We start from the raw sequence: 20,599 nt of genomic DNA, 5'->3' as shown, positions 1-20,599 counted from the left end.
TACAATAATGTAAATAAAAGGAGAGAAACAGATGAAATATCGTGACAGACAGGGCAGAGAATACGAACAGACCACATCTCAGGATAGCTTTCTTGCGGTTGCCTACAGCTCGGCAATGGGCAGGGCGCTTATGAAATTTCTCGGCTGTCCGATATTTTCAAAGTGTGCAAGAGTGATACTTGACAGCAAGTTCTCAGTGCCTTTTATTTTCGGCTTTGCAGAAAAAAACGGAATAGATATGTTTGACTATGAGGAAAGAATGTATCGCTCATTCAATGATTTTTTCACAAGAAAAATAAAGCCTGGCAGACGTTTTATCACTAAGGACAAGAATCTGCTGGTGTCACCTTCAGACGGCAAGGTGACTGCTTATAAGATAACACAGTCTGATACCTTTATTATAAAGAACGCAGTGTATAATACTGCCTCGCTTCTCAGGGACAGCAAGCTTGCAAAGCGTTATGAGGGTGGCTATGCAGTTATCATCAGACTTTCAGTGGACGATTATCACCGCTATTGCTATTGTGCAGACGGTGTAAAGAGCCACAACAGAAAGATAAATGGTATTCTTCACACTGTGAACCCTGTGGTGAACAATTATCTGCCTGTTTTCAAGGAAAATTCCAGAGAATATTGCATGATAAGAACGGAGCAGTTCGGAGATATTATTCAAATGGAAGTCGGTGCTCTTATGGTGGGCAGGATAACTAATCTGCACACTGAGGGCGGCGTAAAGGTCACAAAGGGCGAAGAAAAGGGCTATTTCGAGTTTGGCGGCTCAACTATCCTGCTGCTTCTTGAAAAGGACAAGGTAAAGCTTTGCGATGACCTGCTTAAAAATACGAGAGAGGGCTTTGAAACTAAGCTTCTTCAAGGCTCGGTGCTTGGCGAAAGTCTGAAGTAAAAATATCTAAGACGTAAAAAATATAGGCAAGGGGCATGGTTAATGTACAGATTGAATTATGAACAGTTCGACAGAGATAATCAATATATAGGAAACGATCTGGGTGCGATCATGAAAGAGGGCAAAACTGTGTTCAAAACATGGTCGCCGCTTGCAACGGGAGTTTATCTTAATCTGTATCTTGACGGCGAGGGCAAAAGCCGTCTTGAAAGCCTGCCTATGGAAAGGCTTGACCACGGTGTTTGGTATGTGGAGATACTCCGTGACCTTGACGGTGTTTTTTATACCTACACATTTGAGTTTGACCACAAAACAAGGCATGAAACTATAGATATCTATGCAAAAGCCTGCGGAGTCAACGGAAACGTTGGTGCGGTGGTGAATTTCAAGACCACCGACCCTGAGGGCTGGGACAAGGTCAAGAAGCCTAAGTGCAGAAATGCCTGCGACGCAGTGGTGTATGAGTGCCACGTCAGGGATTTTTCTGCGGACAGTTCATCAGGCGTTGCTCCTGAGCATAGAGGTAAGTATGTGGCTTTTGCCGATAAGGGTACGAAATATCAGGGCGTGAATACCTGTATTGAGCATCTCAAGGAGCTTGGAATCACCCATGTTCATCTGCTTCCTGTGGAAGATTATGCCACTGTGGACGAGAGCAAGCCTTGGCTCAATCAATATAACTGGGGCTATGACCCTAAGAACTTCAACTGCCTTGAGGGGTCATATTCCACAGACCCTTATGACCCTAAGTGCAGGATAAGAGAGTTCAAACAGCTTGTTATGGCACTTCACGAGAACGGCATTGGAGTTGTAATGGACGTGGTATACAATCACACTTACTATACCGAGGAGTCAGCCTTTGAGCGTTCTTTCCCATATTATTATCATAGAATAAGAAATGACGGCTCATTTTCAAACGGCTCGGGCTGTGGAAACGAAACGGCTTCAAACCACATGATGATGAGAAAATTCATGATAGATTCTCTCAGATTTTGGGCAACGGAATATAAGATAGACGGCTTCCGCTTTGACCTTATGGCACTTCACGATATTGAAACTGTGAACATCATAAGGGACGAGCTTAACAAGATAGACCCTCAGATACTAATGTATGGTGAGGGCTGGACGGGAGGAGAGTCACCGCTCCCTGCTGACAGGCTTGCATATAAATGGAACTCATATCAGTTTGGAAGAGTTGGACTTTTCAACGATAACATCAGAGATTCCATTAAGGGCGGTACTTTCAATCCATATGACAAGGGCTTTGTCAGCGGAAACAGAAATGCGGCTTCTACTCTAAGGCGTGGTATAGCCGGTTCTGTGCCACACTATCAGATAAATGACGCAAAAGAAGCTTGCTGGGCTTTTGAACCTACTCAGGCGGTGAATTACTGTGAGGCTCATGACAACAATACTTTGTGGGACAAGCTTTGTATATCGGCAAAGAATGACAGTGAGGGCGTAAGGATAAAAATGGATAAGCTTGCGGCGGCGATAGTGATACTTTCACAGGGCATGCCGTTCATACAGCTTGGTCAGGATTTCCTTAGATCAAAGCCGAGGATACTTAAAGAGGGTGAAGAGCCTAATGATGTGAACATCTATTCCCATGACAGCTACAATGCGCCTGACTACACTAACTCCATAAAGTGGAACAGGAAGCTTGAATATAAAGAGGTCTTTGAGTATTACAAGGCTCTTATAAGGCTGAGAAAGGGAAGTCCGCTTTTCCGAATGTATACTAAAGAGGACGTGAACGCACATCTTCATTTTATGCACAATGACGATTGGAACTGCGTAAGTTGGAAGCTTGAAAAAGACGGAGAATGCTATGTTATCGCACTTAATCCTTACTACGAGAACAGGGGCTTCGGTCTGCCTGAGGGAAGCTTTTATCTCAGGCTTGATGAAAGTGGCAAGATGAACAAACAGCCTGTTTCAGGCAGTTTTGTCTGTCCACCGCTGTCGGCTGTGGTTTATAAGAGGATAAAGAATATCTAACAGTCCTGTTAATAAAATGACGAATAAATATTAATAATAAATTAATGTATATATCTTGCAGATAGAGTATAATTAAATTATTAGATCGAGAAATATTAAGGCAAAAGATACAAAAAAATTAAACAATGGAGGAAATCATAGTATGAAGAAGTTTTTTGCAGGCCTCTGTGCTGCGGCAATTGCAGTAGGTTGCATGGGAATGACAGTCATGGCAGACACGGAAGCAACGGACAAGCTCACCTCTTATGAGGCAACAAGCGACAATGTTAAGCTTATCGGTCGTACTTACAGAAAGGGCGACACAACGATACTTGGCTATTCTGCAAGCGGTATCGAGTTCAAATGCACAGGCACAAAGGCTGTTTTCAATGTAAACGGCAGCGTAGGTGAGGCAAGAATTGGCGTATTTGTAAACGGCAAGCTTGTTAAGCAGGGCTACATAAAAAATAAGAAGACAAACGCAGTTGAGGTAGAGCTTCCTGAGGGCGAAAGCACAGTTAAGCTCATAAAGCTTTCAGAAGCTGCACAGAGTGTTATCGCAATTGACAGCTTTGAGGTAGACGGCAAGCCACAGCCAACAGAGGCAGCAAAGCATTCTATCGAGTTTATTGGTGACTCTATCACTTGTGGATACGGCGTTGACGATCCACTTGGAAAGTCATTTTCTATCTACAACGAGAACGCCGCAAAGACATATGCTTACAAGGCAGCACAGAATTTTGGCGCTGACTACAGCTTTGTATCAGTAAGCGGAGCAGGTGTGATCTCTGGTTATTCAGGCAACGGCAAGATAAATGACGCACTGCTTGTGCCAAATTTCTATGATAAGTTCTGCTTTACATGGAGCTGGTTCGACGGTGAACAGACAGCTAATTATGATTGGGATTTCTCACAGTATCAGCCTGAGCTTATCGTTGTAAATCTTGGTACAAACGATAACTCATACACAAAGGGTGACCCTGATAAGTGTGCTGAGTTTGAAAAGGGCTATGTAAATTTCCTCAAGGAGATAAGAGCTAAGAATCCAAATTCTGAGATACTTTGTACACTCGGTATTATGGGACAGGAGCTTTATCCTTCTATTACAGATGCAGTTGACACTTATAAGACTGAAACAGGCGACAGCAAGGTATCAGTTTTCCAGTTCAGCGTTCAGGACAGCGAAAACAATGGTTATGCAGTTGACTACCACCCATCAGCTGTTTCACAGAAGACAGCAGCTTATGAGCTTACATATGCTATTGAAGGCATTTACGGCTGGGAGAGAGTTGAGTTAGTTAACGACGGCGTTGACGAAATGACAAAGGACGACGACGTTGAGTTCAATAACGTTGTTGAGGAGTCGTCAAGTGAGGAGAGCAGCGAGAGCAAAGCAGAGGAGTCATCTTCCGAGGCTTCTTCTGAAGCAACAAATGACAGCAGCACAGCGGCTTCATCATCAAAGACAACGACAAATCCTAACAGCACCACAAACCCTAATACAGATGCGGCAATGGGCATAAGTATAGGTCTGGCAGCACTTGCAGGTGCAGCTATGGTGGTTTCTAAGAGGAAGTAATAAAGTAGATATTTACACCGCACAGAGGTAAGACTTTGTGCGGTGTTTTTTTTATTGTCGGTCGTAACATTTCAGGGTGGCTTTGCCGACAAAATGTACGCTTTAACGCAAAAAACTCCCCCATGCAGAAAAACCTCTGCATGTGGGATATTTTCATAAACGATAAAAATTACTTCTTAGTAGTCACACTCTTTGAAGCCGACCAAGCGCCGTAGTATTTCGTACCCTTTACAGTTGTGTACGAACGAACACGAACGTAATATTTCTTTTTGCCTGAAAGCTTTGAAACAGTGATCTTGTCGGTCTTGTTGTTTGTTATGGTAACTTTCTTTGCACTTGTGAACTTTGAGTTGGTAGCATACTGAATCTCGTATCTGGTAGCCGAACCTTTCTGTGCCCAATCCACAAAGAATGCCTTGCTCTTAGCTGTGAGCTTCTGTATCTCCTGCTTGGCAGGATTTATCTTGAACGTCTTTGTGATAGTGCCTGTGTATGAGCATTTTCCTGCGATTTTTACAGTGGCAGTGCCTATATTCTTGTTGCTTGAGTATGAAACTGTGTAGTCAGTACCATTTTTCAGCGTTTTGCCATTGTATTTAACAGTAATGCTCTGAGTGATATTTTTGCCAGTGAAAGCCTTTGTGGAAATGCCCGAAACTGTGGCTTTCTTGAAGTTATTTTTGATACTGTAGGTCTTAGAAACTGAGCCAGTGTAATTGCCCTTGCCCTTAATAGTGACCTTTGCTGTGCCTACCTTGGTGTTGTTGCTGTACGAAACTGTGTAATCTGTACCATTCTTCAAAGTTTTGCCGTTTAGCTTGACCGTTACACCAGGCTTCTTTGCCTTGCCGTCATAAGCGTAGATCGAAGTTGAAAGTGTCACGCTTGCCTTTAAAATGCTAATTCTTGAAAGTGCAGGGATCTCAGCCGTTTCAAGAATTTTCTTGCAGACAGTACATTCCTTGTGTTTTGAGCCTTTAACTCCGATAGAAGCCGCCTTGTCGACTATCCAACCGCTTGACTTGTGACCTGTGGCTGGGATAGTTTCGGTGTAGGAGTCACCGCATGAGCAGGTGTATTTTACTGTGCCTGCGGTGGTGCAGGTGGCGTTGCTGAGAACTGTTTTTGTATAGCTGTGTTCATGATAATCGTCAAGCGCAAATGGTGAGAGCTTGTAAAGGGTCGGTGCTGAATTATTTGTGACATACCATTTTACCATGCCGTCACTGCATACAATAGGTTGACAATCTGAAAGTCCGAAGGAGTGAGAAATGGCTTTGGTAACAGTTTTGCCGTTTGAGTCAACTGTCATTGTCTTTGTGACGGTCTTGCCTGTGGAACTGTTGTATTCTTCCCACATAACAAGGAACAGATTGTCATTTATCTTTATAAGCTGAGGGGTGCGGCAGGTCACTTTACTTGATGTGCCGTAGTTTGTGAGGGCAATGTTCTGTGTGCCGTTGAAAAGCTCGTCTGTGACGCTTATGTAAACATTTCTTGTCTTACAACTGCTTGAAACGTCTTTTGCATAGGCTATCAGACAGTTTCCACTGCCAAGCTCAAAACCGCCTATTGAAGCGCCCGTGTAGTTGCTTTTGTTCATATCGAACTTAACAGGGATAGAAACGCTCACGGCTGTTGATTTTCCGTCAGCCTTATATTTTGTGAGAGTAATGCCGTTTACAGAAAGGTAAGAGCCGTTCATTGTGTAGTTGCTTGATTCTGAGTGGTCAACTCTGTAGATGTATTTTCCACCTTCGTCGGCTTTGATGAATTGGTTGAATGAGTGGCTAACATAGCCGTCTGTAAGATTTGAAACGTCATACATTGAGTCGGTCAGGGACATGGAGGATTTGTCAATGGTGAAAAGCATATTTGCCTGATGATTTATGCCGTCGCTGTCAGCATACATCTCATGGCAGGTGTAAACATAAAGCTTTCCGCCCGCTTCTTCCATTCTCAGTGAGCCTGCCGAGAACGGCTTTGTTGTATTGACACCTGAGATACTGCATGAATTTACCTTGCTCCAGCTCTTGGTGTATTTGACTACTCTTACAACTTCCTTGCTGTCGCTTTCGGAAGTGTTGTTCTGACCGAACACGAGATAGTTATAGTCTTTTCCTGAATAAAAGCCACCAAATAGGTTAAGCTCTTTTGAAATAGTGCGTTGTGAGATAAGCTTTTTGCCGTCTGCGGAATAGTTTTCTACCACAATGCCGCTTGATATGTTTTCAAGCCTTGTGAGCGTTCCGTCGCTGTTTTGTACAAGATAAGAGTTTGTGACCGATGACCATGTGTTGTAATGGTTATCTGAAGCATTGTCTGTTGCACGTCCGCTGAGTATAGTGGCAGAGCCTTTTGTGTCGCTATCCATAGGCGTAACTGTCACTGTACAGCTTGCTTTCACACTGTTGTCGGTGGTAGCGGTTATTGTGCATACGCCTGCCTTGTTTCCGTACACCTTGCCGTCTTTTGTAACCGAAGCCACAGAATTATCACTGCTTGACCATGTGAAGCCGTAGTCTATATCGGAATTGCTTCTTGCAGAAAGTTTAAGGCTGTCGCCCGTTTTGAGCGTGGCAGAAGAATTTGAAATCGTAACACTGCTAGGCTTTTTCCAAGCAATATTCTCTGAGTAGAAATTGCCGTCAGTATCACGCTCTATGGCTGTCACAGTGCCGTTCGTATAATACAAAGCGAAAACAGGATAAGCTGTTTTATATGAAGCCACCTGCTTGAAATCATTGTTGAACTCCATAAGAGTGTTGTTGTTTACATACATAATAGTGCTGTCATTTTCGCTGTTGTATACAGTTCTTGTTCCAACGCTGTTGTAGAGATCATTTTTGTTTTCATGTTCCGCTCTTGAAACGCTTCCAAAGAGAGATAATGTATCATCTGTTGATGTATGAAATTTGGCAGATTCCACGATGTTTACAGTGCCGCTTGCAGAAGAAGTCCACGCAAGCTTGCCGTTGCCAAGCATTTGTGCGTTGTCATAATGATAATCGTAATATTTCTGATAGAAATAGTCGATAGATTTATCAGACACGGTTATTTTGTTATTTGAAATATTTCCAAAGCCAAGGGCGTTCATTTTGTGACTATAGCCCCAATAAACGTAATCAGCGTTTCTTTCAAAATAGAAGTTTCCGTTTGTGCTGTCAAAGCCTGAGAACTTTGTTATGGCAACATCGGTGCTGCAGGAGGACAGCTTATTTCCGTTTGAGTCCAGGACAAATAGATTATCGCCTTTTTCAGCACCGCTGCTGTCTGTTACATAGTAATATATCCTGCCGTTATCGTCAACGCCAAAACAGTTTGGGTAATTTAAAATACCATTGGGCGTATACTTGCTCACATTAACGCTTTTGGTCACCTTTTCCGTATCGGTGTCAAAGGTCTTTATGTAATAAGAATATGACGAGCCCTTTACGCTGGAATTGTATGTGCTGGTATCTCTTTCGATATAATAGATCTTGGAGTTGTTGGCATATACATTTATAATGTCACCAAGCGTTGCTACAGTTCTCACGGAGTTGTTGGAAAAGCTATAGAATTTAATTAGCTTCTTGTAGTTTTCCACAGTATAATAGTATAGTCCGTTTTTAGTGGCAGAAACCACGTTTACGAAAACCTGATCGGAGCTGTTAAAAGCCAGAAAATCTGACGGCATTTTTACGGCGCCGTTTGCAGAATAAGCCTGAGCTGATATAGCGGTGTTCCCCAATATGCCGTTGAGGCTTTCTGGAAGCGGAAGCAGTGCGGCAGAAGCTGTTATAACAAAAGCTGTAAGTCCTGCGGTGATCTTTTTAGTCAACATATTTATCCCTCTTTACTATGATCTTTACCCCGACCCTATGTGTATATTATACTACTTTTTTTGCCTGATTTCAAGTAAAAAGCTCCGCCACAGCGAATGCCACGGCGGAGTTTTTAGGACTTTTGGGAGAAATTACTTGTTGCCTGTTGTCTTGTAAGCGTCGATCATCTTCTTGACCATCTGACCGCCTACAGAGCCGACCTCACGAGCTGTAAGATCGCCGTTGTAGCCCTGCTTGAGGTTTACGCCAACTTCGTTAGCTGCTTCCATCTTGAACTTGTTGAGTGTTTCTCTGCCTTCCTGAGTTGTGATACCTTTCATTTTCGTATCTCCTTTTCATTTGTTTTTCGGGTTTGCAATAATATTATATGTCTGCATGATTTGATTATAAGAGGTAATTTATAGAACGAAATGGGGCGGTTTTTGGAATGAAAAAAATTAAAAGCTAAAATTAGTATGATTTTAAACGGAGCAAAATTCAAAAAAAATCATTTACATATAAATTATACTTCTTTTGGAAATTGTGTGATTTTGTATAGTCACTGTTTTCAATTGTCAAAATACCACTGGACACAGTGATTACATGCCCTGCACTGCTGCTGCCGTATTTCAGCACATAACCGTTGAGATCAAGGGTGACGGTGCGGTTGACCACTAATGTGGTGTAAATGGTAATGTCTGACGTCAGTTTGACTGTTCCGTATGAAGCTTATCTGATTGCTGAAACCAGTTCCGCCGCTGTGGAAACTTCCGCCGTCCCACTCGCTGCCATATTATCCTCGGCAAATACACTTGTCGACACAAGGCAAAGAACCATACAAAGGGTGAGCAGGATGCTGAGTATTCGTTTTTTCATTTCTTGCTACCTCCGTTTTGTATATGTCGGCTCAATCAAGAGCAATGATTGTAATATTATAGACAGCACCGTTCAGCTGTGTGCCGGGGGTCAACTGGATAAATTCATATTGCAGCACAATATCACTGCCGGCATTGTAGATGCGGTTGAATGCAAACGGCATCCACACTCGTGAATTATCTGCATCGTTCATATACCTTTCGATCAATGTATCATTAAGAATGCCTTGTCTGCCTTTCAATACTACCGAGTACCATCCACCCATGTCGTGAGAAATGCAGACCGAACCGCTGAATGAAATACTGTATGTATGTCCGGCTTTCAGCGTTACGGTTCTATTGGCTCGATCCCATACAAAAAGTCCTCCGGAATTGCAATCTTCAAACAACTGAAGCGGCTGATTGAATGAAGCGCCGGTGCCGCCGTTTGAGGCGTGAAAATACCCCGAACAGCTGCCGTTCTGACCGGCATCGCCCTTGTCGCCTTTATCTCCTTTTTCGCCTTTATCTCCCTTGTCGCCTTTGTCTCCCTTGTCGCCTTTGTCTCCCTTGTCGCCTTTGTCTCCCTTGTCTCCCTTTTCGCCGTCTGTGCCGTCAATGCCTGCGGCTTTTACGCTGGTGTCGGTTTCTCCAATCCACCAGTTGCCGTTCTCGCCGATAAACGGGGTGTTTCCGTCCACACCGTCAGAGCCGTTTTGTCCGTTTGTTCCGTCCTTGCCGTCGGCTCCGTCTTTTCCGTTTATACCGTCCTTGCCGTCAAGACCTTTCAAAACCGAAAGATCGTACAGGTTCAGCCATATTTCATCGCCGACATAGCGCCACTGCAGGGTGTTTTCGCTTACACGGAACTCCGGTGTCTTTCCGTTTGCTCCGTCTGCACCTTTCTGCCCGGTGGGACCTGTGATGTCGGCTATCGCCACAAGGTCCTGCCACTCATCGCCCTCGTAACGCCACTGTATGTGGGTTTCAGCTCGCTGCACCTCTATGCTTTTGGCATTAATGCCGTCTTTACCGTCAACTCCGTTAATGCCGTCCTTGCCGTCGGAGCCGTTAATGCCGTCTTTTCCGTTTGTACCGTTTATTCCGTTCTTGCCGTCAGAGCCGTCTTTACCGTTTTTACCGTCTGTTCCGTTTTCTCCGGCAGCGCCCCGCAGCTCAGTAAGCGCCACAAGGTCGTGCCAGTCGGCTTCGTCGCTGTATTTCCACTGAATCGCCGTGCCGTTGTTTCGCACCTCCGGCAGTGCGTCGCCTGTTTTTGCCGCCTTGCTCCATCCTATTGCAAGCACGCTGCAAAGCACCAAAAGAGCGGTGCAAAGCGCCAAAAGTGTACCTGTGAGTAGTTTTTTTTCTGTTTTCATCTTTTTTCCTCCGTTCGGAATTGTTTATCACGGCGGAGCTTTGCACCGCTGCCCACGCCGTAAATGAGCGGCGGTCGATAGGCTTATGCTTGGTTTGCTTTGTACTTATCCACAAACAGGGCGACCCCCTGTTTTAAGACCTCCATCTGGGTTTTCAGATAATATTCATCCTCAAACATCGCATAATGAACGCAGGCGCGGACGAATATAAAGATCAGCGGCGTGATGACCGTATATGGAATGCCGATCTTCGGCTCAAGCCGCTTGGCGTACTCGGTATAGCGTTCGTTCACGCCCTCAAAGAATTTCTTGCCGTGCTCGATATACTTCGGGTGCGTATATATCTGATACATCAGGCGATATTTTTTTCCGTGCTTTTTTGCTGTCCAATACGGGACCTCCTTCACAAAACGGACAACATCCTCGGGGTCGGTGGGTGCCATCTCCATAAAGTCGTCCTCAACCTTTTCCATACAGTATGCCGTTGACTCAATGATCAGTTCATCAAGGTTTTTAAAATACGAATACAAATTTGCTTTCGTGCATCCGCACGCATCGGCTAGTGCTTTAATTCCTGTGCCTGTGAGCCCGTTTTCCGCATAGCACTCGAAGCACTTTTCCATTAGTTCACGTTTCCGCTCATTGTGCTGTTGCTCAGTTGTTTTCATGTTGCTTCGCTCCTTTTATGCGTACCGACCGTTCGTTTATGATTAGTATAACACAGATTTGCAACAAAGTCAAGAATTGTTCAAAAAATGAAGAAAATAAAGTTTCAACATGATCTTATAAAAAAAGTCCTTACAGCAGAAAGAAAATAGCGGCTTACCTCAACGATCAAAACCGTACTAATAAATATGTCCATAAGACTTATGGAAAGATGGGATAGGCTTATTGACTTTCCATGTTCTCATATGATATAATAAATTCATATTAACACAACATTTCTGTTCAGGGGGTATATCAAATGAAAAAGCAAAATGCAGGGCTTATCGCTCTGAGTATCGTTTTTATTCTTATGGGTGGTTTCTCTACTATCTATAATCTCAGCAAGTATGTTTCAAACAGGGTTTTCATGTCAAGTGCTGAGAAAACCACAGGCTATGTGAAGTGGATAGACCATGAGTTGAAAACTTGGGGACATAACAAAAAGGCAAGCAACAAAGCTGAAACATATTACATAACTGTCGCTTTTGATGTTGGCGGCAAGGAGTACACAAGAGAGATCTTCACAGGCACATATTATGTGAGTCAGAACGAAAAAGTGAACGTGTATTACAACACTGATAAAAATGGTGAGCCTGATAAGGTCGTGACCGATATTGATAATGATAAAAGACCGTATCTTACTTGGCCGCTGATACTTTTGCTTGGCATTGTGCTACTTGTGCTTACTAAGAAAAATATTATCTCAGTGGGGAGAAAAAGATAAAAAAGTAATCATTAAAATAGTAACCAAAAGAAACTTTGTGCAACTAAATAACAGAAAAGCAGAAAGGAGATCTTTATGAAGGTGATCTATAAATGTGCCGCCATTTTGACGGCGGCGATATTGTCAGTGCAGTTTCCTTGCGCAGCTTTTGCGGATATGGAGCATGGCGGAGATAATGACAGCCCGAAATTTAAGATGGGCAGGATAATTTTTACTGATAATGGTTATGGCTACGAAAAGGAAGGTCTGGAAAAATCGGAGATCGCTGATGAAGATTTGGTCGGTACGGACGATGGGGCTTCAGCTTATGCACAAAAGGCAACGGCTTCGCTGCCTGCGAAATATGACCCCAGATCTAAGAATACGCTGACGACTATCAAAAATCAGTTCCAGACAGGCACTTGCTGGGCGTTTGCGGCACTTTCCTGCACTGAGAGCAATCTTATCCAAAAGGGGCTTGAAAATCAAAACGTGCAGTTTTCTGTGCCGAGCCTTGCCCTCTCTACATATGCTAACGGCGGATTTGACGAGTCAATATGGGATTGCGGCGGAACGTGGATGGATTCGTCCCTTGCAATGGCGGCTCATAGAGGACTTTGCTATGATGAATATGAGCCTTTCGTGTCCGACGGAACGGAAGCCACTATCGTATCTGAGGAGAAAAAGGGCGTTTGCGAATATCAGCTTAATTACGCTTCCACTATCACAGGCGGACGAAACGCCATTAAAAACAAGATAAAAGAGCTTGGCGGAGTAATGGTGAGCTATTATGCAGACGACCTGTATATGACCTTTGATAACAAAAGCTATTACGATCCGGAAACTACAAAATATAGTGGAATAAATCATGCCGTAAGCGTAGTGGGCTGGGACGATAATTACAGCAAGTCAAATTTCCTTGCAGGCTATCAGCCAAAGAAAAACGGGGCATGGCTTGTGAAAGGCTCTTGGGGAGTATCCAGTGGCACGGACGGTTATTACTGGATATCCTATGAAGAGGCAGAAATGACCGATTGGGTGGCGTTCGACCTCACTGAAAGCTGTGATAATAATTACCATTATCCTGCTAATAAGGATAATTCTATATTTTATGTTAGCAATGAAAACAAAATGAGCGGTGCTGATGTTTTTACAGCAAAAAAAGACGAGCTTCTTGACAAAGTGGGCTTTATGTATCTTGGCTACACTGGAAAGTCTGACTACACCGTGCAGGTCTACACTTCTGTTTCAGACAGCACTCCTGTGGGGATACTTGAATGTGAGGTCAGCGGAAAGGTGCAGAGCGACGGATTCTATACCGTGGATATCCCTGATGTTGAGCTTGACGAGGGTGAAAGATATTCTGTCGTGATGACATTCAGCGGTGATGACGGCTCAGGTTATGTGACCGTTTATGGCTATTCAGACGGGGTCATGAAGCCTGGTCAGGCGTATATTTCCAATGACGGCGACAGTTGGACCGACGTTACCGACAAGGACGCTTATACTGGTCAGCCTATAATATTTGCCTATACCGATGATATAGATAAGTCTGATAAAAGCGAGCTTGAAACACTTGTGGCAAAGTATGAAAAGCAGAGCGGTTATGAGCGTGAGGTCAACAACGGCAAGAAAGTTATTGCAGATGAAAACGCTTCAAAGAACGATATCACCAATGCCAAGCTTCTTATAAAGGCAAAGGCGAAAGAGATAAAGGAACAAAGCCTTGTTATAAAGACAGCGACGGATTGGAAAAACTTCGCAAAGCGTGTATCAGGCGGTGAAAGCTTTGCAGGAAAGCGTGTTGTGCTTGAAAAAGACATCGACTTCGGTGGTGCAAAGATATCGGCAGTAGGAACGGCTTCAAAGCCTTTTTGCGGATATTTTGACGGAAACGGACACGTTCTGACAAACGCTGTTATCCAAAACAATTCTTATGCAGGTCTGTTCGGCTATGCTGAGGACAGAGCGCAGATAAGAGATCTCAGTGCTGAGAAAATAACTGTCAGCGGTAAGTACGCAGGCGGGGTCGTTGGTGAATTTGATGCGGTATCTATCCAACGCTGTACGTTCAGCGGAACTGTCAAGGGTACAAGTTCGGCAGGCGGAATCGTGGGCAAAGCAGGTGGTCTGACCCTGACAGAGTGCGCTTCAGACCTTGCAAAGTCAAGCAGTTCAAATGCTAAAGCTATGGTGGGCAGTATCGATAATGACGCTTTTTATTATGGACAGCAATCTGCCGGTTGCTGGTATAATAGCAACTTTTCTGACAGCAAGGTAAAGAAAACGGCTTTGTCTAACGTTACAAGCTCTGCAGCTTATTCGCTGAATACCGTTGGCGGAAAGCAGACAGACAGCGGCAGGTGGACAATGGCAGGCGGCAAAGCAAGGCTAACTCGTCCTGGGGAGCAGGCTTCGCACAAGATAACATTTGAAGCTCCCGACGGCAAGCATTATGCCTGCACTGATAAGGACGGCAAGGTGAAATATCCTGCTGTCAAAGTGCAAAGCGGTTATGCTCTTAAATGGTACAAGAACGGCATTGCTGTCGATGCAAACACAGTTTATACTGCTGACAGCACAGTAAAGGCAAAGCTTGTTGAAGCAAAATTTGTCACTATCGACTATGTTTTAAATGGCGGCACGAACAGCACAGGCAATCCAGAATACCTCAGCAAAGGCGAAAGCGTGACGCTTTCCGAGCCGACAAAAGAGGGTGCAGACTTTGCAGGCTGGTATGATAACGCTGCACTTTCAGGTGAAAGAATAGAAAGCATCTCATATTCAGGCGGCGCAAAGACCCTTTATGCCGCATGGAAGCCTTATACATATAACGTTACGTTTGTGGATAAGGACGGCAAGGTTATAAGTCAGCAGACAGTGGAATATGGTAAGTCTGCAAAAGCTCCGAAAGCCCCTGCTATGAAGGGTCTGCGTTTTACAGGCTGGGACAAGGACTATAAAAACGTCACAGAGGATATGACTGTCACAGCGGAGTATTCTGACAGCAAGCTTATTGCAGACTGCAAGATATCAGGCTTCAAGAACAGTTTCACATACACAGGAAAGAATATTGAACAGCCTGACGTAACGCTCACCTATGAGGGCAAAGAGCTTAAAGAGGGCGTGGATTACACTGTTTATTATAAGACCAATTGTAACGCAGGACCTGCAAAAATGACCTTTGTTGGAAAAGGCGAATACATTGGCTCTGTTGCAAAAAGCTTTACTATCCAGCCAAAGGACGCTTCCAAGTTAAAGCTTTATTATGCTACACCACTGTCGTTCACCGGCAAGGAGATAACACCTGATGTGCTTATAAAGGACGGCAATAAGACCCTTGAACGTTATGTTGATTATATGGTGATGTATTTCTCAAACGTGAATGTTGGCACGGGCAAGATAACAGTTGAATTTTACGGAAACTATAAGGGCAAGCAGACCGTTTCTTTTGTTATAAATCCTGCAAAACAGCAGATACAGGTGCTTGAAACAAGATACAAGGGCTTTTTTGTGGATTTTGTGCAGAAAGGATCTGCAACAGGCTATGAGGTCCAGTATGGCACAAGATCTGATTTTTCAAATGCTTCCACATACAGATTCACCACCAACAAGACGGATAAGATGACGGTACTTGGATTAGGGGCTTCAAAGACATATTATGTAAGAGTTCGCTCTTATACTGTCAAGGGCGGAAAGACCTATTACGGCAATTGGTCAGACGCTAAAAGCATTGTGACGGCAAAGACTAATTTTGCAAACGCAAAGGTCAGCGGTATTTCTTCAAAAAGCTTTACCGGCAAGGCGATAACGCAGAAGATCACAGTAAAATACGGCTCAAAGACACTTAAAAACGGCACAGACTACACTGTGAAATATTCTGCAAACACCAAGGTCGGCACCGCAAAGGTGACTATCACAGGCAAGGGCATTTACGGCGGAGTTATCACCAAAAGCTTTGCTATCTATCCTGCAAAGCAGGTGATACAGAAGCTTTACGGCACATATGCAGGCTTCTTTATAGATTATGCACAGAAAGGGTCTGCCACGGGATATGAAATATCATACTCACAGCGTTCCGACTTTAAGGGAGCAAAAAGCGTAAAGGTAACAAACAACCGCACCGATAAAAAGACAGTTTCTGGGCTTGCAAGATATCAAAAATATTACGTACGTGTAAGAAGCTACACTGTCAAAGGCGGAAAGACTTATAACGGAGCGTGGTCCGATAGAAAATGGGTCTATACTCAATGATCCGACAGACGATAAAAATGCCCCTGATCATTTTCTGGTCAGGGGTATTTTGGTGTGCCTAGAAAAGTTCTGCTTTGTACTTGATAGAATCCTCCTCTGTTATCTCACGGATAACTCTGCATGGATTTCCTGCCGCAAGAGAATTTGGCGGTATGTCACGGGTGACAACGCTTCCTGCACCGATAACACAGCCCTCGCCTATGGTAACTCCGCCTGTGATGACAACATTGCTCGCTATCCAGCAGTTGGAGTGTATTGTGATAGGCTTGCCGTATTCATCATCATAAACAGTGCCGTCAGACTTTTTCTTCATGTTACGCTCCTGCCATCTGAATGGGTGAACAGGTGTGGCAATGGTGCAGTTGGGACCGAAAAACACGTTGTCGCCAATCGTCACAGGGCAGGTGTCAAGCACTGTCAGATTGAAGTTTGCATAGCAGCCTGAGCCGAACTTTGTGAAAACGCCATAGTCAAAATACACAGGACCTTGGAGAAAAAATCCCTCGCCATGGTCGGGCAGAAGCTCGTCAAGGATAGCTTTTCTTCTCTCATCATCTTCATACAAACTGCTGTACTGCTGTGAAAGCTTGTGAGCCTTTGTCCTCAATTCTGCAAGCTCCTTGTCGGAGGAGTCATATATCTTGCCCGCAAGCATTTTTCCTTTTTCAGTCATTATAAAACGCCCTTTCTGCGTGTAGTTTCATTTGATTTTGTTGAGAGTATAGCACAAGTTTCGGGCTGTGTCAATAGTTTTTTTGGGGGTCGAGTGATAGAATAAAAAATGGTATACAAAAGTGGAGAATGCTTATGGGCAAATCACTCTCCACTTTTTGTATACTATATAAAAAGCGTGGCAGTGTAGAAAAAGTTATAGGTAAAATCCCTGCATATAATTTGTGTACATAAATGTGTCCTCGTCATCAGCGGTATTGTCACCAGCAGGCTTTTTTCTGCCACTAACACAAGAAGCCAAAATTATCAGACCGCCTAGAACAATTGCAACGCTCACTCCAAGGACTACCAAAACCGCACAGAAAATTTTTACTATCATAAACACCGCTCCAATCATATTTCTCATACTTCGCCATAATTACTATTATGATTATATGCTGGTTTTGCCTGATAATCAATAAAAGCCGTGTAAAATGCAGATAAAAATCAAGTCAGCTTTTGTCTGCAACGAAAATCTTGTGGTAAAAATATTTTTCAAAACGTTTCATGATTTAACAATTTTAAATGAAGAAAATTATAGCTTTCAGCTTAGTATAAAAATGCACAAACTGAGCTTTTTGTAAATGGTTAGCATTGTATATTACACTGAAAATGTACGATTCTTGAAAAATTATACATAAGTATGGGGCAAATACTTGACTAGATTAAAATTTTGTGATAAAATTATTAACGTGAACAAGTGTAATTATTGTTACTTATATGAAGTAAATATGGAAGAGGGAAAAATAATGAAAAAAATAGAACCCTTTAAACAAAAAGTATGGCTTGCGTCACCTACAATGCATGGTGAGGAGCTTGAATATGTTACTGAGGCTTATAATACCAACTGGATGTCTACAGTCGGTAAGAATATAAATGAGGTCGAGAAGATAGCGGCGGAGAAGTCTGAAGTCAAGTATGCTGTTGGTCTTTCATGCTGCACGGCTGCGCTTCACTTGTGCTGTAAGCTTGCTGGCGAGAGGCTTTATGGCAAGCCTGCTATATCTCATGGCGCTCTTGAGGGCAGAAGAGTTTTTTGCAGTGACATGACCTTTGACGCTACTCTCAACCCAGTTGTTTACGAGGGCGGTATCCCTGTTTTTATCGACACTGACAGAGATACTTGGAACATGGATCCTGTGGCGCTTGAAAAGGCTTTTGAGATGTATCCTGAAGTCAAGCTGGTAGTAAGCGCTGAGTTATACGGTTTTCCTGGAAGAATGGACGAGATAAAGAAGATATGCGAGAAGCATGGTGCGCTTTTGATCGAGGACGCTGCTGAAGCTATGGGTGCTACAATTGACGGCAGACAGTGTGGAAGCTTTGGCGATTACAGTGCTGTAAGCTACAATGGCAATAAGATAATAACAGGTTCTAGCGGCGGATGTTTGCTGACGAACAGCCTTGAAGATGCAAACAGGGCTCGTAAGTGGTCAACGCAGGCTCGTGAGAATGCGGCATGGTATCAGCATGAAGAGGTCGGGTACAACTATCGTATGTCGAATGTTATTGCAGGAGTCGTTCGTGGTCAGTATCCGCATCTTGAGGAGCATATTGCACAGAAAAAATCAATATACGAGAGATACAAAGAGGGCCTTAAAGGGCTTCCTGTTAAAATGAATCCTATCGTTGAGGGTACAGAGCCGAATTATTGGCTGTCTGCACTTATCATAGATAAAGACGCAATGTGCAAGCAGGTTAGAAATGACAGCGAGGCTTTGTACATCAAAGAAGCTGGCAAGACTTGTCCTACTGAAATTTTGGAAGCGATAGCAAGCATAAATGCAGAGGGAAGACCAATATGGAAGCCAATGCACATGCAGCCTATGTACAGAATGCACGAGTGCGTTGGACGTGCTGGCAGTATCAGATGCCGCACAAATGCTTATATTGCAGGCGGTGCAGAAGATGTAGGCGCTGATATCTTTGACAGAGGCGCTTGCCTGCCTAGTGATAATAAGATGACTGAGGAACAGCAGGAGAGAATTATTTGGGCTATCAGGAGTTGTTTTGAGTAATGTATGCGAAATACATAAAGAGAATACTTGACTTTGTTTTGAGTTTAATGGCACTTATCGTGCTGTCTCCGCTGTTGGTGATATTGATAATTCTTGGTGCGGTGTTTATGAGGGGCAACCCGTTTTTTACTCAGGCACGACCGGGTAAGGATGAGAAGATCTTTAAACTCATAAAGTTTCGTACCATGGACAATCGCAAGGACAAGGACGGAAAGCTTTTGCCTGATGATGTGCGTTTGAATAAGTATGGAAGGATACTTAGGAGTACTTCGCTTGACGAATTGCCAGAGCTTATCAATATTTTGATAGGGGATATGAGCATTGTGGGCCCGAGGCCGCTGCTAGTGAAGTATCTTCCGAGATACAACGAAGAACAGCGTCATCGTCATGATGTTAGACCTGGTTTGACGGGATATGCCCAGGCACACGGTAGAAATGCTGTTACTTGGGAAGAAAAGTTTAAAATGGATGTTTGGTATACTCGCAATATTTCGTTTATAACAGATGTAAAAGTTATAATTGATACAGTTAAAGTTGTATTAAAAAGGGACGGTATTAGTTCTGATACATCGGCTACTATGGAAGAATTTATGGGAACTAAAGAGGTAAGTTAATGAAACAATTACTTATAGTCGGTGCTAGTGGGCATGGCAAAGTTGTTGCGGATATTGCAGAATTGAATGGTTATGATAGCATCTTGTTTTTTGACGATAACGAAACTTTGAAAAAGTGTGGAAAACATACAGTTGTAGGTTATTCTTCTGAGATAGATAGGTACGAAGGCGATATCATAGTAGCTATAGGCAATGCTGAAATCCGCAGTCGTATACAAGACAGCGTGGCTAGCAGAAATTTTCAGACTTTAATACATCCAAGTGCGGTCATATCGCCGTCTGCTCAAATAGGGAGCGGAACTGTCGTTATGGCAAATGCGGTTATCAATGCTGACGCTGTTGTAGGAAAAGGCTGTATAATAAATACCTGTGCCTCGGTCGATCATGATTGCGTAATCGGCGATTATGTGCATATATCAGTTGGTGCTCATATTGCTGGTACGGTTGATATCGGCAATAAGACATGGATCGGTATAGGTGCGACAGTTAGCAATAATGTTAGTATTTGCGGGGGTTGTATTATCGGTGCAGGTGCTGTTGTTATTAGAGATGTGAATGAAAGTGGTACTTATGTTGGGGTGCCAATAAGGAAAATTAAATGAAAATAGTAATTTTTGCCAATAATTCGGGCGGTTTATACAGCTTTAGGAAAGAATTAATAGAGACTTTTGTTGAAAAAGATAATTCGGTTGTTGCATTAACTCCGTTTGATGATATGGTCTCTGAACTAAAGAATATTGGAATAAAACTTATTGAGACACCTATTGATAGAAGGGGAATAAATCCCATTAAAGATATCTCATTATTTCATAAGTATAAGAAAAAACTTAAGATTCTAGAGCCTGATTTAGTTATTACATATACAATAAAGCCTAACATATACGGGGGCTTTGCCTGCCGGCTTCTAAAAATACCTTATGCGGTCAATATAACAGGTCTTGGAACAGCATTTCAAAAAGATGGATTGTTGAGAAAACTTGTTACATTTATGTATAAGATTAGTTTGAAAATGGCTAAAACTGTTTTTTTTGAGAACTCTGAAAATATGCAAATTTTCCTTGACGAGAAAATCATTACAAGGAATCAAACCTGTTT

General features: G+C 43.2%; 16 protein-coding genes. 9 read left to right on the top strand and 7 right to left on the bottom strand.

What is annotated here, in order from left to right; translation table 11 throughout:
• Positions 1–31: 31 nt before the first annotated feature.
• The 3 genes from WS40_RS02990 (at position 32) to WS40_RS02980 (ending at position 4,463) form a co-directional block, all read left to right on the top strand.
• On the top strand, positions 32–904 hold the full coding sequence (locus tag WS40_RS02990) for a phosphatidylserine decarboxylase (protein WP_046440074.1): 873 nt from the start codon (positions 32–34) through the stop codon (positions 902–904).
• Positions 905–946: 42 nt separating this feature from the next.
• Positions 947–2,905 carry a type I pullulanase gene (gene pulA / locus WS40_RS02985; protein ID WP_046440072.1) on the top strand — a complete coding sequence of 653 codons (1,959 nt, stop codon included), beginning with the start codon at positions 947–949 and terminating at the stop codon, positions 2,903–2,905.
• A 142-nt stretch (positions 2,906–3,047) separates the two neighbouring features.
• Positions 3,048–4,463, top strand: a complete 1,416-nt coding sequence (locus WS40_RS02980) for an SGNH/GDSL hydrolase family protein (RefSeq protein WP_325208380.1) — start codon at positions 3,048–3,050, stop codon at positions 4,461–4,463.
• A 169-nt stretch (positions 4,464–4,632) separates the two neighbouring features.
• Here WS40_RS02980 and WS40_RS11325 read toward each other — a convergent pair whose 3' ends face one another.
• From WS40_RS11325 to WS40_RS02960, 5 genes are all read right to left on the bottom strand, one after another.
• Positions 4,633–8,286 (bottom strand): Ig-like domain-containing protein, encoded by a 3,654-nt coding sequence (locus tag WS40_RS11325; protein WP_325208379.1) that lies wholly within the window; start codon positions 8,284–8,286, stop codon positions 4,633–4,635.
• Between the two features lie 132 nt (positions 8,287–8,418).
• A complete protein-coding gene (locus tag WS40_RS02970; protein WP_046440070.1) occupies positions 8,419–8,607 on the bottom strand; it encodes an alpha/beta-type small acid-soluble spore protein in 189 nt (62 codons plus the stop codon).
• Between the two features lie 388 nt (positions 8,608–8,995).
• Positions 8,996–9,142 carry a hypothetical protein gene (locus tag WS40_RS11320; protein ID WP_022287570.1) on the bottom strand — a complete coding sequence of 49 codons (147 nt, stop codon included), beginning with the start codon at positions 9,140–9,142 and terminating at the stop codon, positions 8,996–8,998.
• Positions 9,143–9,173: 31 nt separating this feature from the next.
• The gene (locus WS40_RS02965; RefSeq protein WP_046440068.1) at positions 9,174–10,499 is read right to left on the bottom strand and encodes a hypothetical protein; all 1,326 of its coding nucleotides are present in this window, start codon (positions 10,497–10,499) and stop codon (positions 9,174–9,176) included.
• A gap of 83 nt (positions 10,500–10,582) precedes the next feature.
• Positions 10,583–11,167, bottom strand: coding sequence for a TetR/AcrR family transcriptional regulator (locus WS40_RS02960; protein ID WP_046440066.1), 585 nt, complete (start codon positions 11,165–11,167; stop codon positions 10,583–10,585).
• Between the two features lie 296 nt (positions 11,168–11,463).
• Here WS40_RS02960 and WS40_RS02955 point away from each other — a divergent pair, with 296 nt between their 5' ends.
• Positions 11,464–11,928: a DUF3592 domain-containing protein gene (locus WS40_RS02955; RefSeq protein ID WP_022287567.1), complete on the top strand. Its 465-nt coding sequence runs from the start codon at positions 11,464–11,466 to the stop codon at positions 11,926–11,928.
• Between the two features lie 75 nt (positions 11,929–12,003).
• On the top strand, positions 12,004–16,161 hold the full coding sequence (locus WS40_RS02950) for a C1 family peptidase (RefSeq protein WP_046440063.1): 4,158 nt from the start codon (positions 12,004–12,006) through the stop codon (positions 16,159–16,161).
• Positions 16,162–16,219: 58 nt separating this feature from the next.
• Here the strand turns inward: WS40_RS02950 and WS40_RS02945 are convergent, their stop codons facing one another.
• Complete coding sequence (locus WS40_RS02945; RefSeq protein ID WP_046440061.1) at positions 16,220–16,834, bottom strand: sugar O-acetyltransferase; 615 nt, start codon at positions 16,832–16,834, stop codon at positions 16,220–16,222.
• Positions 16,835–17,029: 195 nt separating this feature from the next.
• Complete coding sequence (locus WS40_RS02940) at positions 17,030–17,212, bottom strand: hypothetical protein (protein WP_118053555.1); 183 nt, start codon at positions 17,210–17,212, stop codon at positions 17,030–17,032.
• Positions 17,213–17,630: 418 nt separating this feature from the next.
• On the opposite strand from WS40_RS02940, the gene WS40_RS02935 reads away from it, so the two are divergent.
• The 4 genes from WS40_RS02935 to WS40_RS02920 all read left to right on the top strand — a co-directional run.
• On the top strand, positions 17,631–18,890 hold the full coding sequence (locus WS40_RS02935; RefSeq protein ID WP_442973344.1) for a DegT/DnrJ/EryC1/StrS family aminotransferase: 1,260 nt from the start codon (positions 17,631–17,633) through the stop codon (positions 18,888–18,890).
• Positions 18,890–19,504 carry a sugar transferase gene (locus tag WS40_RS02930; protein ID WP_046440055.1) on the top strand — a complete coding sequence of 205 codons (615 nt, stop codon included), beginning with the start codon at positions 18,890–18,892 and terminating at the stop codon, positions 19,502–19,504. The genes WS40_RS02935 and WS40_RS02930 overlap by 1 nt, the downstream gene beginning before the upstream one ends.
• Complete coding sequence (locus WS40_RS02925) at positions 19,504–20,106, top strand: acetyltransferase (protein ID WP_046440053.1); 603 nt, start codon at positions 19,504–19,506, stop codon at positions 20,104–20,106. Before WS40_RS02930 ends, WS40_RS02925 begins: the two co-directional genes overlap by 1 nt.
• A partial coding sequence (locus tag WS40_RS02920; RefSeq protein WP_046440051.1) for a glycosyltransferase occupies positions 20,103–20,599 on the top strand: 497 nt, incomplete at its 3' end. The genes WS40_RS02925 and WS40_RS02920, both read left to right, overlap by 4 nt.

Source organism: Ruminococcus sp. N15.MGS-57 (genome assembly GCF_000980385.1).
Classification (GTDB): Bacteria; Bacillota; Clostridia; order Oscillospirales; family Ruminococcaceae; genus Hominimerdicola; species Hominimerdicola aceti.
This window is presented reverse-complemented; position numbering and strand designations above follow the sequence as displayed.